The organism is Sulfitobacter sp. F26204 (genome assembly GCF_026410305.1).
Taxonomy (GTDB): Bacteria; Pseudomonadota; Alphaproteobacteria; order Rhodobacterales; family Rhodobacteraceae; genus Sulfitobacter.
Map to the genome: position 1 here is coordinate 798,010 of NZ_JAPMLQ010000002.1, position 24,467 is coordinate 822,476.

A 24,467-nucleotide genomic window follows, 5' to 3' on the forward strand; every position below is an offset into this window, starting at 1 on the left:
TTTATCACTGTACAAGACGTGGCAGGCGCATTTGAACGCTTGTTACTGGCCCAGCTGACCTTGAAATACAGGGCGCGCCAATCCTCGCTGATCGCAGAGCGGTCAAACCATCAGCGGGACGTGGCACTTCAACGGTGATCTTTCATGGCAATGCATCAGAATTCCTGATCGTTGCCCCCACCTTGCTGCCATGGCTTCACAAGGTTGCCAAAGCGGGTAAAGCGACCTTCAAAGCTCAATTCAACAGTGCCAATGGGGCCATGACGCTGTTTGCCGATGACGACTTCGGCCTTGCCATGCAGGCGTTCCATCTCTTCCTGCCAGCGGGCCATGGCTTCCAGATCGTGATCACCGGGCTTTTCGCGTTCTTTGTAATATTCTTCGCGGAAGACGAACATGACCACATCCGCATCCTGTTCGATTGAGCCTGATTCACGAAGGTCACTGAGTTGAGGGCGCTTGTCTTCGCGGTTTTCCACTTGTCGCGACAATTGCGACAGGGCGATCACCGGAATATCGAGTTCCTTGGCAATGGCCTTGAGACCCATGGTGATTTCCGAAATTTCATTGACCCGGTTTTCGGTTTTACCGGTACCGCGCACCAGTTGCAGATAGTCCACGATCAACACGTCCAGGCCATGGGTCCGTTTCAGGCGACGGGCACGGGCGGCAAGCTGGCTGATCGGCAAGGCGGGAGTGTCGTCGATATACAGCGGGCAGGCTTCAAGCGCTTTGGCGGCATCGACGAAACGTCGAAATTCGGTTTCGGACATGTCGCCCGAGCGGATCTGTTGTGAAGGGATTTCAGCGGCTTCGGAAAGGATCCGCGCAGCGAGTTGTTCGGCGCTCATTTCCAATGAATAAAACCCCACGACGCCGCCGTCGACTGCGCCTTCGGATCCGTCTGGCAGTTGTCCGCGTTTATAGGCCTTGGCGACGTTAAAGGCGATATTGGTCGCAAGCGAGGTCTTGCCCATGGAGGGGCGACCGGCCAGGATCAGCAAGTCAGAGCGGTGCAACCCCCCGAGTTTCGCGTCCATGTCAAGCAGACCGGTGGAAACACCGGACAGGCCGCCATCGCGCTGATATGCGGCATTCGCTACATTAACGGCGTCTGTTACTGCCTTGAGAAAGCTTTGAAATCCGCTTTCGGTCTGGCCTTGCTCTGCAAGTTTGTAAAGATGCTGTTCCGCCTCGACAATCTGTTCGCGGGGTTCGGAAGCCACGTCGACATTTGCGGCCTTGGCAGAGATGTCCCGCCCGAGTTGGATCAGGTCACGGCGCACTGCCAAATCGTAGATCATCTGTGCATAGTCGCGTGCTGCAAAGGCAGAGATCGCAGCGCCAGCAAGACGGGCCAGATAAGCGGGGCCACCAAGTTCCTTGAGACCTTCGTCGTCTTCCATAAACGCCTTGAGTGTCACCGGCGAGGCAAGGTTGTTTTTCGCGATTCGCTGGGCGGCGATGTCGAAAATGCGGGCATGCACAGGGTCATAGAAGTGTTTCGGTCCTATGATGGAGGCTATGCGGTCATAGATGTCGTTGTTGGTAAGGATGGCCCCCAACAACTGTTGTTCGGCCTCGATGGAATGTGGCATCGTCTCCGGAGCCTGCACAGCAAGATCATTCGCGTTCAGTGACGTGATTTCGTTCATATTCTCACCCGATTTTTCCCCTGTCCCCTTTAGGGGGCGCAGGGCGATGGCGCAAATTGTATGTTTTGTGGATAAGCCTGTAACTGGCTCGCGCCTACCATATCTTGCCTTGATGCGGGGCTGCGGGTCAACATGCTGCGTTCACTAAGACTTAAGTTTTGTGCGATTCCTGCCATTCCGTGGGGGAATTCAAAAAGGCTTCGACTTCGCTCAGGGTCGCCGTGCTGAAAGCATTCTGTGCTTTTGCTTCGGCCAGTACATCCCACCACGTGCAGAGCGAATGTAGCGTAACTCCATGATCACCCAGCGTCTTTTCGGTCTGCGGGAAGATACCGTAGTAAAAGATCACTGCCGTATGGGCGCAGTGTGCGCCGGTTTCGCGAATGGCATCGACAAAGCTGATTTTTGAACCGCCATCGGTGGTCAGGTCTTCGACCAGCAAAACGCGCTGGCCCTCACGCATGTCGCCTTCGATACGCGCATTTTTGCCATAGCCCTTTGGCTTCTTTCGCACGTAGGTCATGGGCAGGGCCATACGTTCGGCAACGAGCGCGGCAAAGGGAATGCCCGCCGTTTCGCCGCCGGCGATATTGTCAAATGCCTCCAGTCCCGCATTGCGCATCACGGTTACGGTCAGAAAATCCATCAGGGTGCTGCGGATGCGCGGATAGCTGATCAGCTTGCGGCAGTCGATATAGGTCGGGCTGGGAAGACCAGACGCGAGGATGAAAGGGTCCTCAGCGTTAAAGTGGACCGCTTTGATTTCCAACAACATGCGGGCGGTGAGGCGGGCCATTTCGCTGGCGTTGGGGTAGCTGGAAGGGATCATGCGGTTTCTCCGATAGTTTATTTGACCGACCAATTCAGGGGCATGGCGGGATCGAACACTGTGACAGGCCCATCGGGTGTATCTATGTGGCCGGGGTAATCAGGTGTTTCGCGAACAAGGGTGAGCGTTGTCTCATTGATGGGCAGACCGTAAAAGCGCGGCCCGTTCAGCGATGCAAAGGCTTCGAGATTGTCGAGGGCATCTTCCTGTTCAAAGACCTCTGCGAGGATCGACATGGTATTCGTCGCCGTGAAACAGCCAGCGCAGCCACAGGGCAGCAGCTTGTTCTCATCTGTATGGGGCGCGGAATCCGTACCCAGAAAGAAGCGCGCATCGCCCGAGGTCGCAGCCGCCCGCAAGGCAAGGCGGTGTTCTTCGCGTTTCGCGACGGGCAGGCAATAGTAATGCGGTTTGATGCCACCGGCGAGAATATGATTGCGATTGATCACGAGGTGGTGAGTCGTAATGGTTGCGGCAAGGTTTTCGGGATTGGCGTTCACATAGTCCACGGCATTGGAAGTGGTGATATGTTCCATGACCACAAGCAAGGCAGGGTGGTTGCGCCGGATCGGATCCAGGACGCGGTCGATGAACACAGCCTCGCGGTCAAAAATGTCCACATCGGCATCTGTAACCTCGCCGTGAGTGCAAAGGGGAAGGCCAATCTCTGCCATTTTCTCAAGTACTTGCGCGACGTTATCAAAGTTCGAGACACCGCTTGCGGAATTGGTTGTTGCCCCCGCCGGATAGAGTTTCACGGCATGGATAAGCCCTGCTGCATGGGCGGATGCAACATCTTCGGGATCGGTATCTTCGGTCAGATAGAGTGTCATCAGCGGTGTAAAATCCGCGCCCGTGGGCAAGGCATCAACAATGCGGTCGCGATAGGCGGCGGCATCAGCCATGGACACAACCGGTGGTACCAGATTGGGCATGATGATCGCACGGGCAAAATGGGTGCAGGTCTGTGGTAAAACAGCGCGTAGCATTTCACCGTCGCGCAGGTGCAGGTGCCAGTCATCAGGACGGCGGATCGTCAGTGTTTTTGTCATGGATGCGGCGGTATCACAGCCGCCGAAGGCAGGCTAGTCCTGATCTGTAGCGTCGTCGTCCGGTTCGCTTTTTCTGGCTTGTTGGATTCTGCGCAGGGTGATGGCAAATCGCGGTGCACGCATGCGATTGGAAACATTGGCACAGAGGGCTTCGACCAGTCCCGTCCGCTTTTCGCTTTCGAATGCGTCAAGCAGGTTACGCAGATAGGGGCGATAATTGCGTCTTGCGCGATATAGCTCGGCGAAACGGTTTGTGGTGAGTTCACCCTCGGCAATCGCAAGCAACAACGGAGCCCAGGTTCCCATCTCCAGCAGATCAGTTTGCAGGGCGTCACCCATGAAGCGCATTCGCAGTTTGTCGACATTTGGACGGGTAAAGAGTGCTGCGTGCATCGCGTCCAGTTGCTCGCGCGGGTCGTAGACGACGTAAGCCTGTTCGGCCGCATCCAGCATTTCGGGGGCAAAGCCATAACGCGTCGTGAAATCGTGAATACGCATATCGGTGAAACGGTCGTCCCATTCGGTCAGACGCGGATCCAGCGTGGCCTGTGGTTGGATCGCCAGAACCCGTGCGCCTGGTGAAGAAACGGAATAGGCGGCCGCGGCATAGGCACAGGGGCCCGCACCGTAAAAGACCACATTATCAAATTCGTCAAAGAACCCGTCGTCTATCAACCGATCAAAATAGCCATAGACTGCGGTATCGCGGAACCAGGTGTCACCATTGCTGGCCAGGCACAGATGCGACCAGCCATGATCACGCAACATTTCCCAGCCCAGAGGCTGGCCGAGATCTGACAATGCGTGGATGCCTTGCAGGGTTTCAAAGGTGACCAGCAACGTGCTGCCTTCTTCAAAGAAGATAGCATGATGGCGGCGGCCAAGTTTTTCGACATAGCCGTCTTCGTCTACAATCTGTTCGACCGTGGCCAACCATTCCCGCCGGGGCAGGTCCAGCAGGGACGTCTCAAGCGTCGGTGTTGCATCGGTCATTTGCTGCGTCCTCAACTGCACGTATCGCCCTTAGGATGAGCGATTTGGGGGCAGAGATACCAGCGATTTGCGGCAGAAATTAGGAGAATAGGTGCAAAATTAAGGCTGTTGCCGCGCTTTTCTATGCGCTTGCGTGGCGTGATGCAGGAGAAATTCGGCAGCCTTGCGGGACAGCGGCTGACTGGGCGGTGTCATCAGCAATCGACCAAACAAGGCGCGAAAGCTGTCCTGTTTCAACAGCGCGTCGAAGCGGTTTCGGCGCCAGGTGACCGCCTGATGATGCAACGTTGCCAGCACCTTGTCGGATTTTAACGCCGCCAGTTCTGTTGCCCTTTGGGGGGCAAGGGCTTGGATGCTGGTGTCAGTGTCGGTATTGAAATTCCGCTCGACAAAATAATCGAGGCCAAGGAAGTCGTCCGAATGAACGGCGCGTCCCCGGTCCGCCTTGAGGACATAGGATTCCAGAGCGCCGAGCGGGTAATGATTGAGCTGGACAAGCGTGTGGTTATCCTGACCGTAGTCCGAAAAGATGCGTTTGTTTTTGAATTGATCCGACAGGGTGCGTCCCGCCCCATCCATCCATGTCGCAGTGGCCAATCTGGCAGAGACTGCATCACGGGGACGGTGGACTCCGGGTTTCCTGTAGGTGCCATCATTGCGATAAAGTGTTTTGAACATTGCAGCCCGCCAGGGCCAATACATGATCGCTGGCGCACATTGGGTGAAAGTGTCCAGAACGGGCTTGTCCTGATAGCGTGTCTGCCCGTTATTGCCGAAAAGTCTCCATGTCAGGGTGATGGCTGTGGCATCAGGAAGGGCGGTATGCAGGGCAGACAGCGTATGGTCGCCAGTGTGAATGTTGACAAATTCATCAACGTCCAAGGGCAGAATCCAGTCCGCTTTTTTGACCTGGCGCAATTTGGCCGCGGCCTTGAGTGCCGAAAACTGGATTCCGCCCTTGTCGTAAGGGCCGTTGTTGCGGATATGAGTAAGCAGGCCCATCTCTGAAAGCCGGTCCAGCATCAGATCGGTGCCATCGGCGCAATCGTTTGAAAAGACGAGGAAATCGTCGAACCCCAAAGCCCGGTGATGGGCCAGCCATTCCAACAGAAAGGCAGCTTCGTTGCGGACACAGAGGATAGCGAGATGGGTCATGTGCGGTGTTACCAGCGGTCACGAAAGGCGATCACCTTGCCTTCGGAGCCGCGGTGATAATAGGCAAGGCCCGCGTCCATAAGGGCACGGAAAACCTTGTTCACGCCTTCCGGACCGATCCATTGCGGATGGGTTTCAATGATGGCAGCGCGCAGGCCGGTGAGGTCAATGTCAGGGATCAAATCGACCTCGGCACCTTCGATGTCGCAGATCAACACATTGGCACCGATCTCCTTGAGAGTGGTCTTTGCGTTGAGCACATCGACCTTGACGGAAGGAGGGTCGATTTCGCCCTCAAGCACTTGCATGGATGATCCGAGCATTGGTTCGCGGATGTAAAAATCGACCTTGCCCTTCCGCGGTCCCAGGATGGCGTTGGTCACCTGCACATTGCGGACGCCGTTGGCCTGATGCACAGATTTCATATAGGGGATCAAATTGGCGTTTGCCTCGAAAACATGTACGGATTTGACCGCGCGTTTGGTTGCGACGAGGGTGGACATATAACCGATGCCACCGCCCAATTCGACCACTACATCGTCCTTGCGTACCACGCGCAGAGCGGCTTCGGATTCCTTGCGTTCGTACACTCCGCGGCGCAGCATCCTGCGGATCTTGCCTTGTATGATCTCTGGATGTCTCGGGAATTTCATACCGCGAGATACAATGAAATCCTCGACCGTCTTGGTATCGGGTGCCATGTCAGCTCTCCATATCCAGCGATAGCGCATAGGCGACACGCTCTGTCTTGTTCAGCTTGATTTCGAGGGCCTGATGGTAAAGGTCGCGGAATTCGGGCATATTGTGCAGTTCCCGGGCCTTGGCTTTGTGCCAGGCCAAGCCGTCCTCGTGTGCTTTTCTGAGTTTTGTGTCGGTCAAAAGGTGATCATATTCCTGACGCAGGCGCGGGATGTTGCGTTTGATCGTTATGTCACGGGCGTCGGACCAGTCCATTCGAATCCAGTAGTTGATTCCGATCATACGATCGACATGCAGGGCGCGCCCCCTTTGACGTTTGATCAGGAATGAATCAGCGCTGCGCAGGGCATAATGATTGAGTTGCAACAGATCGTAGCCGATATTGCTCTGGGAGGAGCGCCAACCGTTATGGGCGGCGTCCGCAGTCATGTCCTGACCTGATCCGTTGACCCATTTCACTTTGTTTTCAAACGATTGATCAAGTTTATTCGGGCGGTGGCATGAAATTTTTCCATAGGCCCCGATGTTGCGGAACATGGTTTTGAAACCCCAGGCAGTGTGTGGTTTCGGGCAGTATTTCGGCGCACATCTGTCGAATTGGTCAATGACAAAGTTGTTGTTGATCTGTGTCACGTCGTTGTGTCCGAAAAGTCGCCAGGTCATTGCGATATTTGTGGCGTCCGGCACGGCCGCGAACAGATCGTCCAGCGTGCCATTACCGGTACGCACATTCATGAATTCGTCCACATCAATGTGGGCGATCCATTCGGCATTGGTGATCAACGGTTCCTTGAGCGACTTGTTCAGCGCATGTTGTTGCGGCGAATTGCCTTTCCAGCTGTTGTTGTTGCGAAGCTGGACAATGCCCATTTCCATAAGACGGCCCAGCACTTCATCAGTGCCGTCGGTACAATCATTGGTATAGATCAGAAAATTGTCGATGCCGATGGCGCGGTGATAGGCGATCCATTCAATGATATAGGGCGCTTCATTTTTCATGCAGCCGACGATGACGTTGCCCGTACTGCCGTTCGTTAACTGGCGTGGCGGCAACGAGATATAAGCCGGGGCGGGGCGTTCTTCATTTACCGTGCCCATGTTGTTGTGGGGTTTGAACTGGGTCGACATCACCATCTGGTGATTGACCTTTACGCGATTGAGAAGCCGTTCATTGGCGGCATCTTCATCCTTGTTTATGTTTTGTGTGCAGATGATTTCCTCGAATTTTCTAAAGGCTTCTATGGCTTCTACCGCCTCGCCCCGTTTTTCAGCCGCGGGAATCGAATTTTTGCGTATCCCATGTGCAAAAGCGGCCAGATATTGCGTGGCCCGGAAACCTCGGGTTGGGGGGGCCTCTTGCCATGGTGCCTGCGGGGGATCGGGTTGCAAGGCAGAGGCGAGATCGGGAAACCTTTTGATGAGCGTCGCATTCGCAGCTTCGAAATGTCTGGAAACAGATGCAAGGCTTCCCGGTGGAATCGGTTCTCCGTGAATGCGGACGTATTTGTGAATGTTGATCCAGATGTCGCGGGGGATGAATATGTCGCGGGCCTTGCTGTAGCGAATGAGGACGTCGTTCATCTGGCGCATGCGGGCAAGTGATGCGGCGGGTTCCGGCCTGAACATACGTGCGGGATCTGATTTGCCGAAAGTATTGTCAATGTTCAGCGCGGCACAGAGACATTCCATGCCGGAATCCCTGTTGAGGGAAACCAGGTCGAGCGGTGCCAGAGTGACATTGCCCGCACCAAACGCGGTTTCCCAGTGGGCGAGCAAGGCGACATAATCAAGCCAAAAGGGTGCACAATGCACGTCGTTAAAGAGACCCGACAGAGGGTCGTTCTTGCCCCGCATGTCAATTGCGCCTTTCCACCAGTCCTCTTTACCGGCGAGGTCGATCTCCTGTTCCAGCGAGGTATGGCGTCCTTCAAGCACACTATGGATATAATGTTGTACCAGCAGTCGCGCCTGTTCTTCTACATGAGCAACAATCTGAATCTTGTTGAAATAAGGGGATAAAAGCAGATAAAGACGCGACAGCTCCTCCGGGGTGTGTAGCAGGCTGCCTAACTGGGCCGAAACCCAGACCAGATGTGTGGCTGCCATATCGGGAAGGTCTTTCTGAAACCGTGTGTGGAATTCAGTCGTCAGGGTTTCTTGCGTGAGCGGCGACTCCAGCCCCCTGCGAAAACGCAAAACGCTGACTTCCTCCACTTCGGCACAGGCCGCATAAAGCCGCAAGTGGTTCCAGCCAGGGGCAGCAATGCCATGTTTCCGCATCGGTTCGGCATGCTGTTTCAGCAGACCGCGCATACGCATGGCCGCCTTTTCGGTAGGTCCGATAAAGAGGGTCAGATCAGGCTTCGTCATTGCCTTGCCCTTCCGGCGCAATGGTGCTGGTTTTCACAGGTTGCGCAGGGTTTTTATTCACATTCGCTTTTCCCCACCAGGGCAGTTCAAGCCCCAAAAAGCGGCTTATGTCTGCGCGGACATTCCGGTCTTCCAGTTTATAGGCCAGAAAATTCGGGGAGTTGCGGAAAAAACGGGCGCAAAAATTGTAATGCCCTTCGACCCACCGCGTCAGGTGTTTTATGTCACCGCCATAGGGACGGGGCAGGCCAGGTACATCGTTGCGCGGCAACCTGATTTTCCCCAGATTGTTCCACCCCATGATACTGTTGGCAACATCAGTCGGATCGCGCAGGGAGAGCACAAAGCGCGCCCCCGGATGATGGTGCAGGATCGCGCTCAGCATGCCGCTGTCGGTTTGTGGCCACATTGACATCCTGTTGTTAACCGCACTCATTTCGGTGACCGCATGGAATTCACCCAGCCGGGCCAGCGGATCGCCACTGTCAAAGTAGTCCTCATACATCAAGGGCGCGATCAATGCCCCTTTCAGCGCCGGATTTGCCGATTGTCCCTGACGGATGCGCCAGTCGATGACCTTGAGCCCTGCGTGCCGCAAGGCAACAGCCAGGGTGGTTGTTCCTGACTTGGGCAGGCTGAGGCTGATGATCGGGTTAGAGATCATGTGCCGGCAAGCTCCTTGATAATATCGGCTTCGGCCTGGCTGATGGCAGGGGCAAGGCGCAATTGGTCACGGATGTCGCGGTAGCTCTTCTGCGTCAGGAGGGCATCCCGCCGGGCCTTGTGCAGGGCAACGGCCTCGCGGTGCAGATCGGCAACGCCGTCAAGCGCCATGAGGCGATCCATTTCCGCTTTCAGCGGGTCAACATACCGAAGAATACTGTCGTCTCGATACCCGGAGTCATTGCGTTCGCGCCAATAGCTTTCGTCAAACGCGCGGTTCTCGCGGTTGACATCCCCGCGGTCGTTCTTGACGAGATAGCTGTCAAGCGAGCGCAGCGCATAATGGTTCAAGGTCGCATGCAACCGTGCGTCGCGAGCTGGAAAGGCGCGAATGCGACGTCTGCCCGCAGCCTTGCGAAAGGGGCGCGGGACCTGACGGCCCGACCCGTCGGTCCAGCGCGGTTTGAATTTTGCGTCGTCATGAAAGGGGCGGTGCGCCCCGAAGTATTCGGTGGGAAAGTCGCTGCGCACAAGTGTCTTGACTTCGATTGCGGTGTCGGCGCCCCAGATGTCGGGATTGTGACTGTGCAGAAACTGACCGATCACGGGGGCGTCAATATATTCTTCGACGCCATTATTGGCCATGAATTGAAAGGTAACGGAAATTGCCTGCGGGTCGCTACAGGCTTCGATCAATGCGGGGATCGTGTGATCGCCGACATGGATGTTCAGGAACTCATCCACATCTGCGACCCAGACCCAATCAGCAGATTTCACAATCTGATGCTGCTTGGCCGCCTTTAATGCTTGCATCTGATAGGTGCGATTGGTCGCCGGATTGGGCAGATGCGCGACAATGTCGTGACCTTCCAGGCAGTCCAGCAAACGGTCTGTCGCATCCGTACAATCGTTTGAATAAAAAAGGAAATCTGTTACCCCGATAACACGATGAAAGGCAATCCATTCCAGTAGGAAGGGCCCTTCATTCTTGACACAGGTCACGGCTGTGATGCGCATCTCAGCGATCACCCGTTGCTTTGGGGTGTTTCATGAATCGTTTCACTCTCGCCTCTGGGTCCGGGTAACTTTCGTCCCGAAAACCTCTCATTCTTTGTAAATATTATGTCAGCCCCACCGAATCCCGTCAATCTTGGAGCAGTTTGCAGGCGCGGGCGTGACAATTCGGCAAGGGCGCGACCTTGACCTTGCCGGACACAGGTGCACCTTTGGGCGTATCGGGAGAGATTTGAATGAATGATCTATCAAGCATCGACGCAGTGCAAGATTTGCTCGGCGATCAAGGTTATATCTGCGGGCGCGCCTTGGGAACGGTGGTGTTTCTGGCGCTCAGGCTGGGGCGCCCGCTGTTTCTGGAAGGGGAAGCCGGTGTGGGCAAGACCGAGATTGCCAAGGCATTGGCAGCAGGCCTGGGCCGCAAACTGATCCGGCTGCAATGTTATGAAGGGCTCGATGCGTCTTCGGCCGTCTACGAATGGAACTTTCCCGCACAGATGATCGCGATCCGCGCTGCCGAAGCCGCAGGCACCGTCCAGGCGGATAATCTGACGCAGGATCTGTTCAGCGACCGGTATCTGATCGAACGCCCCTTGCTTGAAGCGATGCGACCGGATGAACAGGGTGCGCCGATCTTGTTGATCGACGAACTTGACCGCACCGATGCGCCCTTTGAAGCTTTCCTGCTTGAAGCGCTCAGCGATTTTCAGGTGACGATCCCCGAGATCGGCACCATCAAGGCACCCGAACCGCCGATTGTGATATTGACCTCAAACCGAACACGCGAAGTCCATGATGCGTTGAAACGTCGGTGCCTGTATCACTGGGTCGACTATCCCGACTTCACGCGCGAGATGGAAATCCTCAAGGCCCGTGCTCCCGAGGCCTCGGAAGCGCTAAGTCGCGAGGTAGTGGCCTTTGTCCAACATCTGCGTACAGAAGATCTGTTCAAGAAACCGGGAGTGGCGGAAACCATCGACTGGGCAAAATGCCTTTTGGCATTGGATGTGATCAATCTCAGCCCCGAAGTCATCGCAGATACATTGGGCGCAGTCCTGAAATACCAGGACGACATTGCAAAATTGCACGGATCGGAGGCAAAACGAATCCTCGATCAGGCCAAAGCCAGTTTGGAACCGGCCTGAGATGCAGTCCTTTCTCTTTTTGGCCCTAAATACCGCAGGTGGTCTGGAGGACAGCGTCCTCCAGTCAACCATTTATGGTTGAACATATCCCTCTCGAACTGCCTGAAGATCCAAAACTCGCAGGCAATATCACCCATTTTGCACGCGCTCTGCGCCGTGCCGGTCTGCCGATCGGACCGGGCCGCGTGATCGATGCCATTCGCGCCGTGGAGGCTGCAGGCGTCGGCAACAAGCGCGACTTTTACTGGACGCTGCACGCTTGTTTCGTGAACCGTCCTGAACATCGCAGGATCTTTGCACAGTTGTTCCGGCTTTATTGGCGCGATCCGCGTTATCTTGAACATATGATGGCGGCGATGTTGCCCGCGATCAGAGGGGTGCAGGAAGAGAGGCCAGCCAAACCTGCGGAAAAACGTGCGGCTGAGGCCTTGCTGGACGGGGCTGAGGCCCCGCCAAGAGACGAAGAGGTACATTCCAGCGAAGAGGAAACCCTGATCGAGGTGGACGCAAGTCTGACCATGTCTTCGGCAGAGCGTCTGCGTTCTTTGGATTTCGAACAAATGTCGCTTGCCGAAATGGCCGAGGCGAAACGTATGCTGGCACGGTTGGCCTTACCGGTAAAACCGTTGCTGTCCCGGCGTGGCTTGGCGGCACCACGCGGAAGGATTGATGCGGCACGTACCTTGCGGCAGGCCCTGCGCCGCGGGGGAGAGATCGGCGGGCTTGCGTTGAAAAAGCCGCGCCCGCGGTATCCGAACCTTGTGGTCCTCTGTGATATTTCCGGTTCGATGAGCCAATATTCCCGGGTGATCCTGCATTTCCTCCATGCGGTCAGCAATGCGAGGGGGGCGGGCTGGGCCAAGGTGCATGCCTTTACCTTTGGCACACGGCTGACCAATATCACCCGTCACCTGGCGACTCGCGACGTGGATGCGGCGCTGGCGGCGGCGGGCTCCGAGGCGCAGGATTGGGAAGGCGGCACGCGGATCGGCGCGTCGATCGAGGCCTTCAACCGCGATTGGTCACGCCGGGTCATGGGACAGGGTGCCGTTGTCTTGTTGATCACTGACGGGCTGGACCGCGATGCCCCTGAAAACCTTGCGCGGCATATGCAACGGCTGCATCTTTCCGCCCGCCGGGTGATCTGGCTGAATCCCTTGTTGCGCTGGGATGGGTTCGCTCCCAAAGCGGCAGGCATACGCGCGATGCTGCCCCATGTGGACAGTTTCAGGGCCGGACATTCGATTGCGTCGCTCGAAGAGCTGGCAGCCGTCATCACGCGTCCGGATGATATGGGCGAGAAAACGCGCCTGATGGCGGCATTGCGCCAATCATGACGGTGAGACCCGGATCAGGCGAAGGTTTCCTCGAAGCTATTGCGATAGATCCGGGCAAGTTCTTCAAGCGGGGCACCGACACCACCAAAACTGACCAGATTGCCGCCGAATTTCCCTACTGTAGTAAGCGTGAGACCAGCCGAAGAGGCCGCGATCATCAATGCTTCGGCTTGATCAAAGTTGCAGGCAATGAGGTAGCGGGCCTGATCTTCGCCAAATAGCGTCGGGGTGTCGGCAGAGTCCAAAGTGATACCAACTCCAGCCAGTTCGCCCAGTTCAAAAGCCGCGAGCGCGAGGCCACCATCGCTTAGGTCAGTGCAGGCCTTGATCAATGAACGGTTGGCACGGATGAAATCGCCATGGGCTTTTTCCGCCGCCAGATCTACTGCAGGGGCGTCGCCTTCATTGCGGCCGAATACGGTTGCAAGCAGGGCAGATTGACCAAGATGACCGGTGGTTTCCCCCAGCACAAGAGCCACATGACCGTCCCGGACATCACAGCCGATGATGTCGTCGGGATGGTCGATCAGCCCGACCGCGCCGATGGTTGGCGTCGGCAGGATACCCTTGCCGTCGGTTTCGTTGTACAGCGACACATTGCCCGACACGATGGGCATATCGAGGGCGGATACGGCCTGGCCGATGCCCTTGATCGCGCCGACAAACTGGCCCATGATTTCAGGCTTTTCAGGGCTCCCAAAGTTCATGTTGTCCGTCGTAGCCAAGGGGGTAGCTCCCACGGCGGTCAAGTTACGGTAGGCTTCTGCAACGGCCTGTTTGCCACCCTCTACAGGGTTCGCCTTGACATAGCGCGGCGTGACATCAGAGGTGAAGGCGATGGATTTCTCGGTCCCGTGGACGCGGATGATGCCTGCGCCGACGCCGGGAGTACGGGCTGAATCGCCCATGACCATGGTGTCATATTGCTCGAACACCCAGTTCTTTGCAGCGTAGTTCGGATCAGATATCAGGGCTTTGAGGCCGTCGATGGGATCGATGCCTGCAACATCGGACAGGGGTTCACATGCAGGTGTTTCGACCCAGGGGCGATCATATTCCGGAGCGGTTGATGCAAGTTTGCTAAGAGGCAGGTCAGCTTTGAGTTCGCCGTTGTGCATGATCAGGAAGCGGTCCTCGGCCAGGGTTTCGCCGACAACGGCAAAATCAAGGTCCCATTTGTCAAACACCGCCTTGGCCTCTGCTTCGAGTTCGGGCTTGAGCACCATCAACATGCGTTCCTGCGATTCAGAAAGCATCATTTCATAGGCCGTCATGTTGGGTTCGCGAACCGGCACTTTTTCAAGGTCCAGACGTACGCCAAGCCCGCCCTTGTCGCCCATTTCCACAGCAGAGCAGGTGAGACCCGCAGCCCCCATATCCTGAATCGAGATCACGGCACCTGTGGCCATCAGTTCGAGCGTGGCTTCCATCAGTCGCTTTTCGGTAAAAGGGTCGCCAACCTGAACGGTGGGTCGCTTTTCCTCGATCGTATCGTCAAATTCGGCCGAGGCCATGGTTGCGCCACCGACACCGTCACGGCCGGTCTTTGCACCAAGATAGACGACAGGCATGCCCACACCTGATGCAGCGGAGTAAAAGATCTTGTCCGCATCCGCGAGGCCCGCTGCAAAGGCGTTCACCAGACAGTTACCATCATAGGCGGTATCAAAACGGACTTCTCCGCCGACCGTAGGCACACCAAAGCAGTTGCCATAGCCGCCGACGCCCGCAACAACGCCGTGGACCAATTGGCGTGTTTTGGGATGATCAGGGCGTCCGAAGCTGAGAGAGTTCATCGCCGCGATCGGTCGCGCACCCATGGTAAACACGTCACGCAGGATACCTCCAACGCCTGTGGCCGCACCCTGATAGGGTTCAATGTAGCTGGGATGGTTATGGGATTCCATCTTGAAGACAAGCGCTTGCCCGTCGCCAATGTCCACGACACCGGCGTTTTCGCCGGGGCCGCAGATGACCTGTGGGCCTTCGGTAGGCAGGGTACGCAGCCATTTTTTGGACGATTTATAAGAGCAATGTTCGTTCCACATCGCCGAGAAGATACCCATTTCGGTGTAATTCGGGGCACGCCCAAGGATATTGTTTACCTCGGCGTATTCTTCGGGCGTGAAGCCGTGTGAGGCAATCAATTCTTCGGTGATGACAGGTTCTTGCATGAGACGACTATTCCCAGTGGAGATTGTTGTCCTGTCTCTTAGAGGATGGGGCATGTGGGGGAAAGGGGGCAGGCGCTTCGTCGTGAAAAAGGCCGCCTCCCTGTAGGGAAGCGGCCTATGAGCGGATCCGTGCAAGCAGAGCCAATGTGATGCGGTTACATCACGATGACAGTGGTGCGGGTTTCGTCGTCGCGTTTGGAGCCGTCTTGCGCCTTGAGGTACAATTCATCTGCCGTCGTATCGAGAAAGATCTTGCCGTCGCGCAGGGTCAAGCTTTCGGGCAGCAGCGTCACGACCAGCGTATCCGCGTCGATCTTGCTGTCATCATTCAGATTTACAACAAGTTCGGGATTCCCCTGTGCATCAAAGGTGACACCGTCAACCACGCCCAGAACCTCATTGTCCTGCGTCTTGAAATCGGCACCAACAGAACGGGCAAGAGCTTGATATTCTTCCTTTGTCGTGACCATGCGAGTCGCGTCATACTCGGCAATGCCGAGGCCGACACGCTTGGTTGCGATGTCTGAGTTGGCGGTGGAGCCGACCACATTCTTGTTCCCGCCTTCGGTGACGGCGGGTGAGTTGCCTTGAAGGTCGCTCGCGCTGTTTTCAGCAGCAAAGGCCATGGGCGCGGCGATCAGGGTTGCGATTGTGGTTGAGGTCATCAGAAACTTGCGTGTCATGATTTCTCCAGTTCGTTTTCAGTTTCATTGCCGCATCAAATGCGGGGCTTGCGGTAACAACATGACGGCACGTGCAAAAGTTCCGAAAAACTTCCTTTGATTTGGGGTTGTTCTGTCTAATTATCTGAAAACCAATGCAATTCGTGGAGCCCTGCGCTTGATGCCACCGTGCGGTCTGTGGCTGAATTGTCGGTCATTGTCTGTTTCTGTAGCGATTTATCGGCCTCTGCCATGAAGCGGGGGCCGGTCCAGCGCGGAGCCGCGCCATTCGCATTATTTTTTTTGGAGCACCGGTGAAAGACTGCGCAGGCGCAGGCGCAAAAAAAGGCCGAGCACGAAGCTCGGCCGAGTCCAACAGGGAGGTATAAAGAAACGACCTTGCGGCCGTTGAACTTTATAAGGGTGAATTAGGAGGCAGCGTGCCTGCAATCAAGTCAGGCAATGTGTTTTTTGCAGCATGTCCGGTATGCATTTTTTGCATATCAGACCTAAGTCAGTTTTCTTTCAACCGCTTACGATAGCTTATGATCTCATCCTGTACAAAATCCTTGAAGGCCGAAACCCGCTTGGATTGGCGCAATTCCTCTGGGTAAGCGAGGAAAACAGGTACTCCGGCCGACTGAGTCTCAGGTAGAACCTCAATCAGGTCAGGAAAATCCTCGGTCAGATAGTCAGGCAAAACGCCGATTCCCAGATTATGCAAAACCCCCTGAAGGACGCCAAAATAGTTATTCACAGTCAATAATGATCTGACGTCATGCATCATCACCTGCTGGATCAGTGCCACACCTGCACCCACCTGGTTGCTTTCGGTGTTCTGGCAAACAAGCCGGTGGTTGGACATATCTTCCATACGCTGAGGGGTGCCGTTGGCTTCAAGATATGCAGGCGATGCATATAGACACATGCGGATCATCATCAGTTTCTTGCGAACCAGATCGGCCTGTGAGGGTTCTTTCATGCGAATGGCGACGTCCGCTTCGCGCATGGGCAGGTCCAGCACACGTTCTTCAAGCATGAGATCGATTTTGAGGTCCGGGTATTTTTCGTAGAGTTTAGGCAGGCGCGGGGCAAGCCACAGGGTACCAAAGCCGGTAGTGGTGGTGACGCGCAACTCTCCGAACACTTCTTCTTCGCTGTCGCGGATGCGTGCAGAAGCTGCGTCGAGTCGTTTTGACATGGCGGCAGTCGCGTCAAACAACAATTCGCCCTGTTCGGTGAGGATCAGGCCGCGGGCATGGCGGTGAAACAAATTGGTGTTCAATTGTTCTTCGAGTCCACGGATCTGGCGAGATACCGCCGACTGCGACAGGTTCAATTTATCGCCAGCATGGGTGAGCGATCCGGCATCCGCAACCGCATGAAAAATCCTGAGTTTATCCCAATCCATCCTGTCCGCCCTTTGGTTCGGCATATGCAAAGGCATGCCGCGATTCGTGTCTCTAATAGCTCATACTTGTTAACTATGCAGGGTTATGGGGGAAAATGCGGCAAAGGAGGTCATAAAAGATGCTATACAGGTCAGCATTTGTGACCTATAATTGCCCCAGATTGTGCAAAACTGTCGCAAGCCGAGGGAGGCCGCCATGACAACGCCCAAGATTTCACTTACTGACCGCTTCGATCTGGAAAAAAGCCCGGTTCTGTTGAACGGCACCCAAGCTTTGGTGCGGTTGATGTTGATGCAAGCAGCGCGGGACCGTGCGGCAGGGCTGAACACGGCGGGTCTGGTCACAGGCTATCGCGGGTCGCCGTTGGGGGCCGTCGATTTGCAGATGGCCAGGGCCGAGAAAGTCTTGACGCAGCATCAGGTGACCTTTCAGGCCGGCCTGAATGAGGATCTGGCGGCGACCGCGCTGTGGGGGTCTCAACAGGCAGAATTGCGCGGAGAAGGAAAATACGACGGTGTGTTTGGTCTGTGGTATGGCAAGGGTCCTGGTGTAGATAGGTCGGGCGATGTGATGCGGCATGCGAACATGGCGGGGACCTCTGCGCATGGCGGCGTCCTGATGGCGATGGGCGATGATCACACAGGCGAATCTTCTACCGTGTTGCACCAGTCGGAATGGGCGATGGTAGATGCCTATATGCCAGTGGTCAGCCCCGCAGGCGTTCAGGAAATCCTTGATTACGGTATATACGGCTGGGCGCTGTCGCGGTTTTCGGGGCTTTGGGTTGGTCTGAAGACGATGAAAGACACGGTTGAGGCAACAAGCGTGGTAGACGGAGATCCCGGCCGGGTGCAGCTCATCGCGCCGACGTTCGATATGCCCGAAGGCGGGCTGAACATCCGGTTGGGCGATACACCCCACGCCCAGGAAGCGCGGATGATCGACCACAAACGATATGCCGCTGAAGCCTTCAGCCACGCCAACAAGATGGACAAGCGGATGTGGGGCAAACCGGGTGCCAAGTTCGGTTTTGTCGCGGCGGGCAAGAACTGGCTGGATCTGATCCACGCCATGAGCCTGCTCAACATCGACGAGAACGAGGCGGAGCGGCTGGGCATCTCGCTGTACAAGATCGGCCAGACATTCCCGTTGGACATGCACGGGTTTCACGCCTTTGCCGAAGGGCTGGATCTGGTTGTGGTGGTTGAAGAAAAGCGTAAGCTGATCGAAGTTCAGATCAAGGAAGCGTTGTTTTCTGACCAGCACCGGCGCGTTTATGGCTGGTACAAGGGCGGTGGCGCAGGGCTGGAGCATGGCGAAGAGCTATTCCCGACGCGCGGGGCGCTGGACCCGATCTACATCGCACAAAAGTTAGGTGAAATCCTGATCGAAGAGGGACGTGAGACCGAAGGTGTCAAGGCGGGTATGGCTGCGCTGGATGAGGCGCGCCGCGCCGACAATGCCGAGGAAATCGCGGCACGGATGCCCTATTTCTGTTCCGGCTGTCCTCATAATACTTCCACCAAGGTACCCGACGGCAGCCGTGCCTATGCGGGTATCGGGTGTCACTACATGGTGCAGTGGATGGACCGGGAAACCACCGGTTTCACCCATATGGGCGGTGAAGGTGCCAACTGGATCGGCGAAGCGCCGTTTTCGACGCGCAAGCATGTGTTCCAGAATCTTGGGGATGGTACCTATAACCATTCAGGGGTGCAGGCGATCCGTGCGGCGCTGGCTGCAGGCACGAACATTACCTACAAGATCCTGTATAATGACGCGGTAGCCATGACCGGCGGGCAGCATAACGAAGGCGATTTGAACGCGCCACGCATTGTCGCCGAATTGCAGGCAATGGGCGTTCAGAACCTCGCCGTTGTCTATGACGAGAAAGAAGAAGTAGATTTCACAGCCTTCAAGGGTGTGGCGATGCATGAGCGTGCGCAGATGGATGCGGTGCAAAAGGACATGGCGACCAAGGAAGGTGTCAGTGCGATTGTCTATATCCAGACATGTGCCGCCGAGAAACGCCGCCGCCGCAAACGCGGATTGTTCCCCGATCCCGACAAGCGCGTGTTTATCAACACTGATGTCTGTGAAGGTTGTGGCGACTGCGGTGTGCAGTCCAACTGTGTTTCGATCGTTCCCGAAGAAACCGAACTTGGCCGCAAGCGGGCGATTGACCAGTCTTCCTGCAACAAGGACTTTTCCTGTGTAAAGGGCTTCTGCCCATCGTTCATCACGCTTGAAGGGGCGCAAGTGCGCAAGGATCCCACCGCCGAAATCAGCATCCCGGATCTGCCAATGCCTGATCTTCCTGAAATCGACGGCACACATAACGTGGTGATTACAGGTGTCGGTGGAACGGGTGTTGTGACCATTGGTGCCGTGTTGGCACAGGCGGCGCAGCTTGATGGTAAAGGGGCTGGCATGATGGAGATGGCTGGCCTTGCCCAGAAGGGTGGTGCCGTGCACATCCATTGCCGTTTGGCGAACAAGCCTGAAGACATTTCCGCCATACGGGTCGCGACGGGAGAGGCTCATGCATTGATCGGGGGCGATCTGGTGGTGTCGGCCGGGTCCAAGACATTGGGGCTGACTCGCGCCGGGCGCACCGGTGCCGTCGTGAATTCGCATCAGATCATCACAGGTGATTTTACCCGCGATACCGAATTCCACATGCCGTATGATCGTTTGACACTGGCTCTGGAGGCTCGGTTGAAGGACGACGTTGCTTTGTTTGATGCCTCTGATCTGGCAAAAGCGGCGCTGGGTGACAGTATTTATTCGAACATGATGGTGTTTGGCGCAGCTTGGCAAAAGGGGCTGTTGCCACTGACGCTGGAAAGTCTGCAAGATGCGATCCGCCTGAACGGTGCAGCGGTTGAGCGTAACCTGCGCGCCTTTGAAATCGGGCGCTGGGCAGTGCTTTATCCACAAGATGCGGCACGGGTGGCAGAACCCAAGGTGGTATCCTTGCCCAAGACGCTGGAGGACAAGATTGCCTTTCGCATTGAACACCTGACCGCATATCAAGGCAAGCGGCTGGCAAATCGCTATGCCAAGCTGGTGAATGGGATCAAGGACAGGGCGGTCAAGGCCGCTGCGGCCGATGGTTATCACAAGTTACTGGCCTACAAGGATGAATATGAGGTGGCGCGACTGCTTTTGAGCAGCCGAGAGAAGGCCCAGGCCGAATTTGATGGCGATTTTAGGATGACCTTCAATCTGGCACCGCCATTGTTGTCCAGAACCGGTCCGGATGGCCGCCCCATGAAGCGCGAATTTGGTCCATGGCTGGAAGGTCCCATGCGTTTGCTGGCGCGGATGAAAGCCCTGCGCGGCACACCGTTTGATCCCTTTGGCTATACCGCCGAGCGCAAGATGGAGCGCGGATTGATCCAGCAATACGAACGCGACATGGATGAAGTACTGCCAAAGCTCAATGACCAGAACCGTGAGGCGATTGTTGCGCTGGCTGAACTACCCAAGCAGATCAGAGGGTTCGGGCCGGTCAAACAGGCCGCAGAAGCCAAGGCCGCGAAACGGCGTGAGGAGTTGTTGAGCGTGATCCGTTCCGGCGGGGCAGAAATGGGCAAAGCCGCTGAATAAAACCCTTTGTGGATTTCCGTCGCAAAGCTACGTATGAGACGATGAACGCGAGTGCCAAACAGGGTAGTACAGCATGGCAGTGGGTATTTTTGACAGTGGTTTGGGCGGTCTTACCGTTTTGTCAGCCGTTCAGGACCGGCTGCCTGATGTGGATTTTGTTTATCTCGCGGATAGCGCGCATGCGCCCTATGGGGTGCGGACGGCTGACGACATCTACGCCTTGACCAAGACAGCGACGCAACGCCTTTTTGATGCGGGTTGTGATTTGGTGATCCTGGCCTGCAATACGGCGTCTGCGGCAGCATTGCGCCGGATGCAGGAGGGTTGGGTGCCGTCGGACAAACGCGTCTTGGGGGTGTTTGTGCCCCTGATCGAAGCACTGACAGAGCGTCAGTGGGGCGATAATTCACCGCCACGCGAAGTGGCGGTCAAACACGTCGGGCTCTTCGCCACACCTGCAACCGTGGCGTCGCGGGCCTTTCAGCGCGAGCTGGCCTTTCGCGCGATCGGGGTGGATGTCGAAGCCCAGGCTTGCGGCGGCGTTGTCGATGCAATCGAAGAGGGTGATTTCATCCTCGCCGAAGCCTTGGTGCGCAGTCATGTGGATGCGCTTAAACGCAAGATGCCGGAACCTCAGGCCGCCATTCTGGGCTGCACCCATTATCCGCTGATGCAAGAGACCTTTCAGGAGGCGCTGGGCGCGGAGGTGAAGGTATATTCTCAGGCCAATCTGGTGGCCGAAAGCCTGGCGGATTATCTGGGGCGCCATCCTGACAAACTGGGTACAGGCGAGGCTGCGTTTTTGACAACGGGGGATCCCCGGCAGGTTTCCAGCCGCGCGACACAGTTTTTGCGACGATCAATCCAGTTCACTGCTGCTTGATTCTCGCTTAAACGTCACCCGAACAAGGGATACCTACCATGTACAATATCGCAATTCTGGGCGCTTCCGGTTACACAGGTGCCGAACTGATCCGGCTGATTGCCGGACATTCTTTGATGAAAATCACGGCTTTGGGGGGGAACTCCAAGGCTGGGCAGAGAATGACCGAAGTCTTTCCGCATCTGCGGCATCTGGATTTACCCGCACTCGTGACCATCGAAGACATCGATTTCGCTGAGATTGATCTGTGCTTTTGCGCCTTGCCACACAAAACGTCGCAAGAGGTGATCGCGAAGCTTCCGAAAACACTAAAGATCGTCGATCTCTCCGCCGATTTCCGGCTGCGCGATCCGGCGGAATACCAAAAGTGGTACGGCAACGCCCATGCCGCTATGGAACAGCAGGCCGAGGCGGTTTATGGCCTGACGGAATTCTACCGCGATGAGATCAAGGCAGCGCGACTGGTTGCTGGTACGGGCTGCAACGCCGCGACTGGTCAGTTTGCCTTGCGGCCATTGATTTCGGGCGGTCTGATTGATCTGGATGACATCATCCTTGATTTGAAATGTGCGGTATCCGGCGCGGGGCGGTCCTTGAAGGAAAACCTGCTGCATGCGGAATTGTCCGAAGGCTATCACGCCTATGCGACAGGGGGCACGCACCGGCATCTTGGGGAATTCGATCAGGAGTTTTCGGCGCTGGCCGGGCGACCGGTGAAGGTTCAATTCACGCCTCATCTGGTTCCCGCCAACCGCGGTATTTTGGCGACATGCTACGTTAAAGGTGAAGCTGAACATATTCATAATGCGTTAGAAAAAACGTATCAGGATGAACCCTTCATCGAGGTGTTGCCGCTGGGCGAGGCACCAAGCACACGGCATATTCGTGGATCGAATTTCTGTCATATCGGCGTGACCGCTGACCGGATTTCGGGCCGGGCCATCGTAATCGCCGCCCTTGATAACCTGACGAAGGGCAGCAGCGGACAAGCGTTGCAGAATGCGAACCTGATGTTAGGTATTGAAGAGACCGAGGGGCTGATGATAGCCCCGCTATTTCCGTGAGTGCTATGAAAAGTTTGAAAAAACAAAGGCGTATTCAGGTGATTGCCGTCGCGATTGTGGCGCTGATCGCCTCGACGGCGCTGATTGGCTATGCGATGCGCGACGGGATCAATTTTTTTCGCGCACCGTCACAAGTGATCGCAGAACCCCCCGGTGCCACCGAGGTTTTTCGCATCGGCGGTCTGGTCGAAGAAGGCACGCTGGTGCGGGGCGAAAGCGAAACCGTCAGTTTCAACGTGACGGATGGCGGGGCATCGGTGCCTGTCACCTATCGCGGTGTCCTGCCTGATCTGTTTGAAGAAAACCAAGGCATGGTCGGGACCGGGCGTTACGTGAACGGCGTCTTTGAAGCGACTGAAATACTTGCGAAACATGATGAAACCTACATGCCTACAGAAGTGATCGATGCCCTCAAGGAACAGGGTGTTTATGTTGAGCCTGAAAGCTAAGACCGTGCGCTGCCCTTAGACGTTCTTAACCACTTTTTGCCCTTTTGAACCGCGAACAGCGGGCAAGGGTGTGTATGATTTCGGTCAGGGATATTGCAGAAAATATCGTAATCCGCGAAGGCGGTTTCGTGAACGATCCCGATGATCCGGGCGGGGCGACGAATTTTGGCGTTACGATTCATACGCTGCGGCGCTTGGGCCTTGATCTGACAGCAGACGGACATGTGGATAAACATGACGTCAAAGCGTTAACGCGGGCCCAAGCCGTAGATATTTTCATAAAACACTATTTCGAGGGACCGCGGATCTGTGACTTGCCTGAACCTTTGCAGGCAACGGTTTTTGACATGCAGGTGAACGCGGGATCCAATGCGATCCGTATTCTTCAACAGCTCCTGCGTGAGATGGGGATCAATGTCACTGTTGATGGCGTTCTGGGCCCGCAAAGTATCGCTGGTGTGAAACAGGCGATGGCTGCTGCACCGGATCATCTGGTTGATGCCTACGGGATTGCGCGGCGCAATTATTACTTTCGGCTTGCGGACCGTCGGGCGGCAAGCCGCAAATATGTCCGCACGCAGGCAGGCGGAAAAGGCGGTTGGATCAAACGTGCCGAGGATTTCATCGCACCGCGCTACCATCTGAGCGATCAGGCATTTAGACAAAGGGTTGCGTCATGGGGGTAATGGAGCGGCTGTTTGCGATGCTGTTTGGTAGGCAAACCAATGTCCTGCGTGAAACGGTTGAGGTCTTTCGCGAAAATGCGGAAGCAAACGCTGAACGGGGTGCCGCTACACAAAAACAGGCCATGAGCCAGTTCGGGGCAGAGTTCATTGCGCCGCGTCGCGGGGGATTTGACCGGTTCATGGACGGGGTGAACCGTTTGCCGCGCCCTGCCTTGGCACTGGGAACCTTGGGGTTGTTCGTTTCGGCGATGGTTGCGCCGTTGTGGTTTGCCGAACGGATGCAGGGCATCGCATTGGTGCCAGAGCCGTTGTGGTGGTTGCTGGGTGTCATCGTTTCTTTTTATTTTGGTGCGCGCCATCAAATCAAAGTGCAGGACTTTCAACGCGAGATTGCCAGCGGTGTTGCACGGGTACCCGAAGTATTGCACAACATTCACGCCATCCGCGACCTCCGGTATGATCAAGTTGCGCTTGCCGATACCGGGCCGGATGCCGCATTGTCCCTGAGTGCGGTCAAAGCGGCAGAAAACGCCGCGTTGGAGGCCTGGAAACAGTCACGCCGCTGACTGCGACGCTTTGTACGGCAAGTTGGGTAGAATTGGCGTGGCGGTGT

Annotated in this window: 20 protein-coding genes; 8 read left to right on the forward strand and 12 right to left on the reverse strand. The window is 56.1% G+C overall.

Going from position 1 to position 24,467, the window contains the following annotated elements:
* Positions 1–155: 155 nt before the first annotated feature.
* The 9 genes from OS190_RS07805 to OS190_RS07845 all read right to left on the reverse strand — a co-directional run bounded on the left by OS190_RS07805 (position 156) and on the right by OS190_RS07845 (position 10,433).
* Positions 156–1,655 (reverse strand): replicative DNA helicase, encoded by a 1,500-nt coding sequence (locus tag OS190_RS07805; RefSeq protein WP_267158093.1) that lies wholly within the window; start codon positions 1,653–1,655, stop codon positions 156–158.
* A gap of 151 nt (positions 1,656–1,806) precedes the next feature.
* Positions 1,807–2,484: an orotate phosphoribosyltransferase gene (locus tag OS190_RS07810; protein ID WP_267158094.1), complete on the reverse strand. Its 678-nt coding sequence runs from the start codon at positions 2,482–2,484 to the stop codon at positions 1,807–1,809.
* Positions 2,485–2,501: 17 nt separating this feature from the next.
* Positions 2,502–3,536 carry a dihydroorotase gene (gene pyrC, locus OS190_RS07815; protein ID WP_267158095.1) on the reverse strand — a complete coding sequence of 345 codons (1,035 nt, stop codon included), beginning with the start codon at positions 3,534–3,536 and terminating at the stop codon, positions 2,502–2,504.
* 33 nt (positions 3,537–3,569) lie between these two features.
* Positions 3,570–4,529 carry a phosphoadenosine phosphosulfate reductase gene (locus OS190_RS07820; RefSeq protein ID WP_267158096.1) on the reverse strand — a complete coding sequence of 320 codons (960 nt, stop codon included), beginning with the start codon at positions 4,527–4,529 and terminating at the stop codon, positions 3,570–3,572.
* Positions 4,530–4,628: 99 nt separating this feature from the next.
* Positions 4,629–5,684: a glycosyltransferase family 2 protein gene (locus OS190_RS07825; protein ID WP_267158097.1), complete on the reverse strand. Its 1,056-nt coding sequence runs from the start codon at positions 5,682–5,684 to the stop codon at positions 4,629–4,631.
* An 8-nt stretch (positions 5,685–5,692) separates the two neighbouring features.
* Positions 5,693–6,385: an FkbM family methyltransferase gene (locus OS190_RS07830; protein WP_267158098.1), complete on the reverse strand. Its 693-nt coding sequence runs from the start codon at positions 6,383–6,385 to the stop codon at positions 5,693–5,695.
* 1 nt (position 6,386) lies between these two features.
* Complete coding sequence (locus OS190_RS07835; RefSeq protein ID WP_267158099.1) at positions 6,387–8,753, reverse strand: glycosyltransferase family 2 protein; 2,367 nt, start codon at positions 8,751–8,753, stop codon at positions 6,387–6,389.
* Entirely contained in the window at positions 8,740–9,417 is a 678-nt protein-coding gene (locus OS190_RS07840; protein WP_267158100.1) for a sulfotransferase family protein, read from the reverse strand. The genes OS190_RS07835 and OS190_RS07840 overlap by 14 nt, the downstream gene beginning before the upstream one ends.
* Positions 9,414–10,433, reverse strand: a complete 1,020-nt coding sequence (locus OS190_RS07845) for a glycosyltransferase family 2 protein (protein WP_267158101.1) — start codon at positions 10,431–10,433, stop codon at positions 9,414–9,416. The genes OS190_RS07840 and OS190_RS07845 overlap by 4 nt, the downstream gene beginning before the upstream one ends.
* 233 nt (positions 10,434–10,666) lie before the next feature.
* Between OS190_RS07845 and OS190_RS07850 the strand changes: the two genes are divergently transcribed.
* Both OS190_RS07850 and OS190_RS07855 read left to right on the forward strand, forming a co-directional pair.
* Positions 10,667–11,575: an AAA family ATPase gene (locus tag OS190_RS07850; RefSeq protein ID WP_267158102.1), complete on the forward strand. Its 909-nt coding sequence runs from the start codon at positions 10,667–10,669 to the stop codon at positions 11,573–11,575.
* A 74-nt stretch (positions 11,576–11,649) separates the two neighbouring features.
* On the forward strand, positions 11,650–12,912 hold the full coding sequence (locus tag OS190_RS07855) for a vWA domain-containing protein (RefSeq protein WP_267158103.1): 1,263 nt from the start codon (positions 11,650–11,652) through the stop codon (positions 12,910–12,912).
* Between the two features lie 14 nt (positions 12,913–12,926).
* Here OS190_RS07855 and purL read toward each other — a convergent pair whose 3' ends face one another.
* From purL to OS190_RS07870, 3 genes are all read right to left on the reverse strand, one after another.
* Positions 12,927–15,086: a phosphoribosylformylglycinamidine synthase subunit PurL gene (gene purL, locus OS190_RS07860; RefSeq protein ID WP_267158104.1), complete on the reverse strand. Its 2,160-nt coding sequence runs from the start codon at positions 15,084–15,086 to the stop codon at positions 12,927–12,929.
* Positions 15,087–15,241: 155 nt separating this feature from the next.
* Positions 15,242–15,769, reverse strand: a complete 528-nt coding sequence (locus OS190_RS07865; protein ID WP_267158105.1) for a hypothetical protein — start codon at positions 15,767–15,769, stop codon at positions 15,242–15,244.
* Positions 15,770–16,262: 493 nt separating this feature from the next.
* Entirely contained in the window at positions 16,263–17,159 is an 897-nt protein-coding gene (locus tag OS190_RS07870; protein WP_267158106.1) for a LysR family transcriptional regulator, read from the reverse strand.
* A gap of 163 nt (positions 17,160–17,322) precedes the next feature.
* Here OS190_RS07870 and OS190_RS07875 point away from each other — a divergent pair, with 163 nt between their 5' ends.
* The 6 genes from OS190_RS07875 (at position 17,323) to OS190_RS07900 (ending at position 24,420) form a co-directional block, all read left to right on the forward strand.
* Positions 17,323–20,772, forward strand: a complete 3,450-nt coding sequence (locus OS190_RS07875; RefSeq protein WP_267158328.1) for an indolepyruvate ferredoxin oxidoreductase family protein — start codon at positions 17,323–17,325, stop codon at positions 20,770–20,772.
* Between the two features lie 73 nt (positions 20,773–20,845).
* Positions 20,846–21,655 (forward strand): glutamate racemase, encoded by an 810-nt coding sequence (locus OS190_RS07880; RefSeq protein ID WP_267158107.1) that lies wholly within the window; start codon positions 20,846–20,848, stop codon positions 21,653–21,655.
* A gap of 38 nt (positions 21,656–21,693) precedes the next feature.
* Complete coding sequence (gene argC, locus OS190_RS07885; RefSeq protein WP_267158108.1) at positions 21,694–22,719, forward strand: N-acetyl-gamma-glutamyl-phosphate reductase; 1,026 nt, start codon at positions 21,694–21,696, stop codon at positions 22,717–22,719.
* Positions 22,720–22,724: 5 nt separating this feature from the next.
* Complete coding sequence (ccmE, locus tag OS190_RS07890; RefSeq protein ID WP_267158109.1) at positions 22,725–23,168, forward strand: cytochrome c maturation protein CcmE; 444 nt, start codon at positions 22,725–22,727, stop codon at positions 23,166–23,168.
* 74 nt (positions 23,169–23,242) lie between these two features.
* Positions 23,243–23,854, forward strand: coding sequence for a holin-associated N-acetylmuramidase (locus OS190_RS07895; RefSeq protein ID WP_267158110.1), 612 nt, complete (start codon positions 23,243–23,245; stop codon positions 23,852–23,854).
* Positions 23,845–24,420, forward strand: coding sequence for a holin family protein (locus OS190_RS07900; protein WP_267158111.1), 576 nt, complete (start codon positions 23,845–23,847; stop codon positions 24,418–24,420). The genes OS190_RS07895 and OS190_RS07900 overlap by 10 nt, the downstream gene beginning before the upstream one ends.
* The last annotated feature ends 47 nt before the right edge of the window (positions 24,421–24,467 follow it).

What these genes read in the sequence shown, in the direction of transcription:
- OS190_RS07855 (WP_267158103.1), top strand. Translation starts at nt 11,650, where the DNA reads ATGGTTGAACATATCCCTCTCGAACTGCCTGAAGATCCAAAACTCGCA.
- OS190_RS07900 (WP_267158111.1), top strand. Translation starts at nt 23,845, where the DNA reads ATGGGGGTAATGGAGCGGCTGTTTGCGATGCTGTTTGGTAGGCAAACC.
- pyrC (WP_267158095.1), bottom strand. Translation starts at nt 3,536, where the DNA reads ATGACAAAAACACTGACGATCCGCCGTCCTGATGACTGGCACCTGCAC.
- OS190_RS07810 (WP_267158094.1), bottom strand. Translation starts at nt 2,484, where the DNA reads ATGATCCCTTCCAGCTACCCCAACGCCAGCGAAATGGCCCGCCTCACC.
- OS190_RS07870 (WP_267158106.1), bottom strand. Translation starts at nt 17,159, where the DNA reads ATGGATTGGGATAAACTCAGGATTTTTCATGCGGTTGCGGATGCCGGA.
- OS190_RS07840 (WP_267158100.1), bottom strand. Translation starts at nt 9,417, where the DNA reads ATGATCTCTAACCCGATCATCAGCCTCAGCCTGCCCAAGTCAGGAACA.
- OS190_RS07850 (WP_267158102.1), top strand. Translation starts at nt 10,667, where the DNA reads ATGAATGATCTATCAAGCATCGACGCAGTGCAAGATTTGCTCGGCGAT.
- OS190_RS07865 (WP_267158105.1), bottom strand. Translation starts at nt 15,769, where the DNA reads ATGACACGCAAGTTTCTGATGACCTCAACCACAATCGCAACCCTGATC.
- OS190_RS07830 (WP_267158098.1), bottom strand. Translation starts at nt 6,385, where the DNA reads ATGGCACCCGATACCAAGACGGTCGAGGATTTCATTGTATCTCGCGGT.
- OS190_RS07835 (WP_267158099.1), bottom strand. Translation starts at nt 8,753, where the DNA reads ATGACGAAGCCTGATCTGACCCTCTTTATCGGACCTACCGAAAAGGCG.
- OS190_RS07805 (WP_267158093.1), bottom strand. Translation starts at nt 1,655, where the DNA reads ATGAACGAAATCACGTCACTGAACGCGAATGATCTTGCTGTGCAGGCT.
- OS190_RS07880 (WP_267158107.1), top strand. Translation starts at nt 20,846, where the DNA reads ATGGCAGTGGGTATTTTTGACAGTGGTTTGGGCGGTCTTACCGTTTTG.
- ccmE (WP_267158109.1), top strand. Translation starts at nt 22,725, where the DNA reads ATGAAAAGTTTGAAAAAACAAAGGCGTATTCAGGTGATTGCCGTCGCG.
- OS190_RS07845 (WP_267158101.1), bottom strand. Translation starts at nt 10,433, where the DNA reads ATGCGCATCACAGCCGTGACCTGTGTCAAGAATGAAGGGCCCTTCCTA.
- purL (WP_267158104.1), bottom strand. Translation starts at nt 15,086, where the DNA reads ATGCAAGAACCTGTCATCACCGAAGAATTGATTGCCTCACACGGCTTC.
- argC (WP_267158108.1), top strand. Translation starts at nt 21,694, where the DNA reads ATGTACAATATCGCAATTCTGGGCGCTTCCGGTTACACAGGTGCCGAA.
- OS190_RS07820 (WP_267158096.1), bottom strand. Translation starts at nt 4,529, where the DNA reads ATGACCGATGCAACACCGACGCTTGAGACGTCCCTGCTGGACCTGCCC.
- OS190_RS07825 (WP_267158097.1), bottom strand. Translation starts at nt 5,684, where the DNA reads ATGACCCATCTCGCTATCCTCTGTGTCCGCAACGAAGCTGCCTTTCTG.
- OS190_RS07895 (WP_267158110.1), top strand. Translation starts at nt 23,243, where the DNA reads ATGATTTCGGTCAGGGATATTGCAGAAAATATCGTAATCCGCGAAGGC.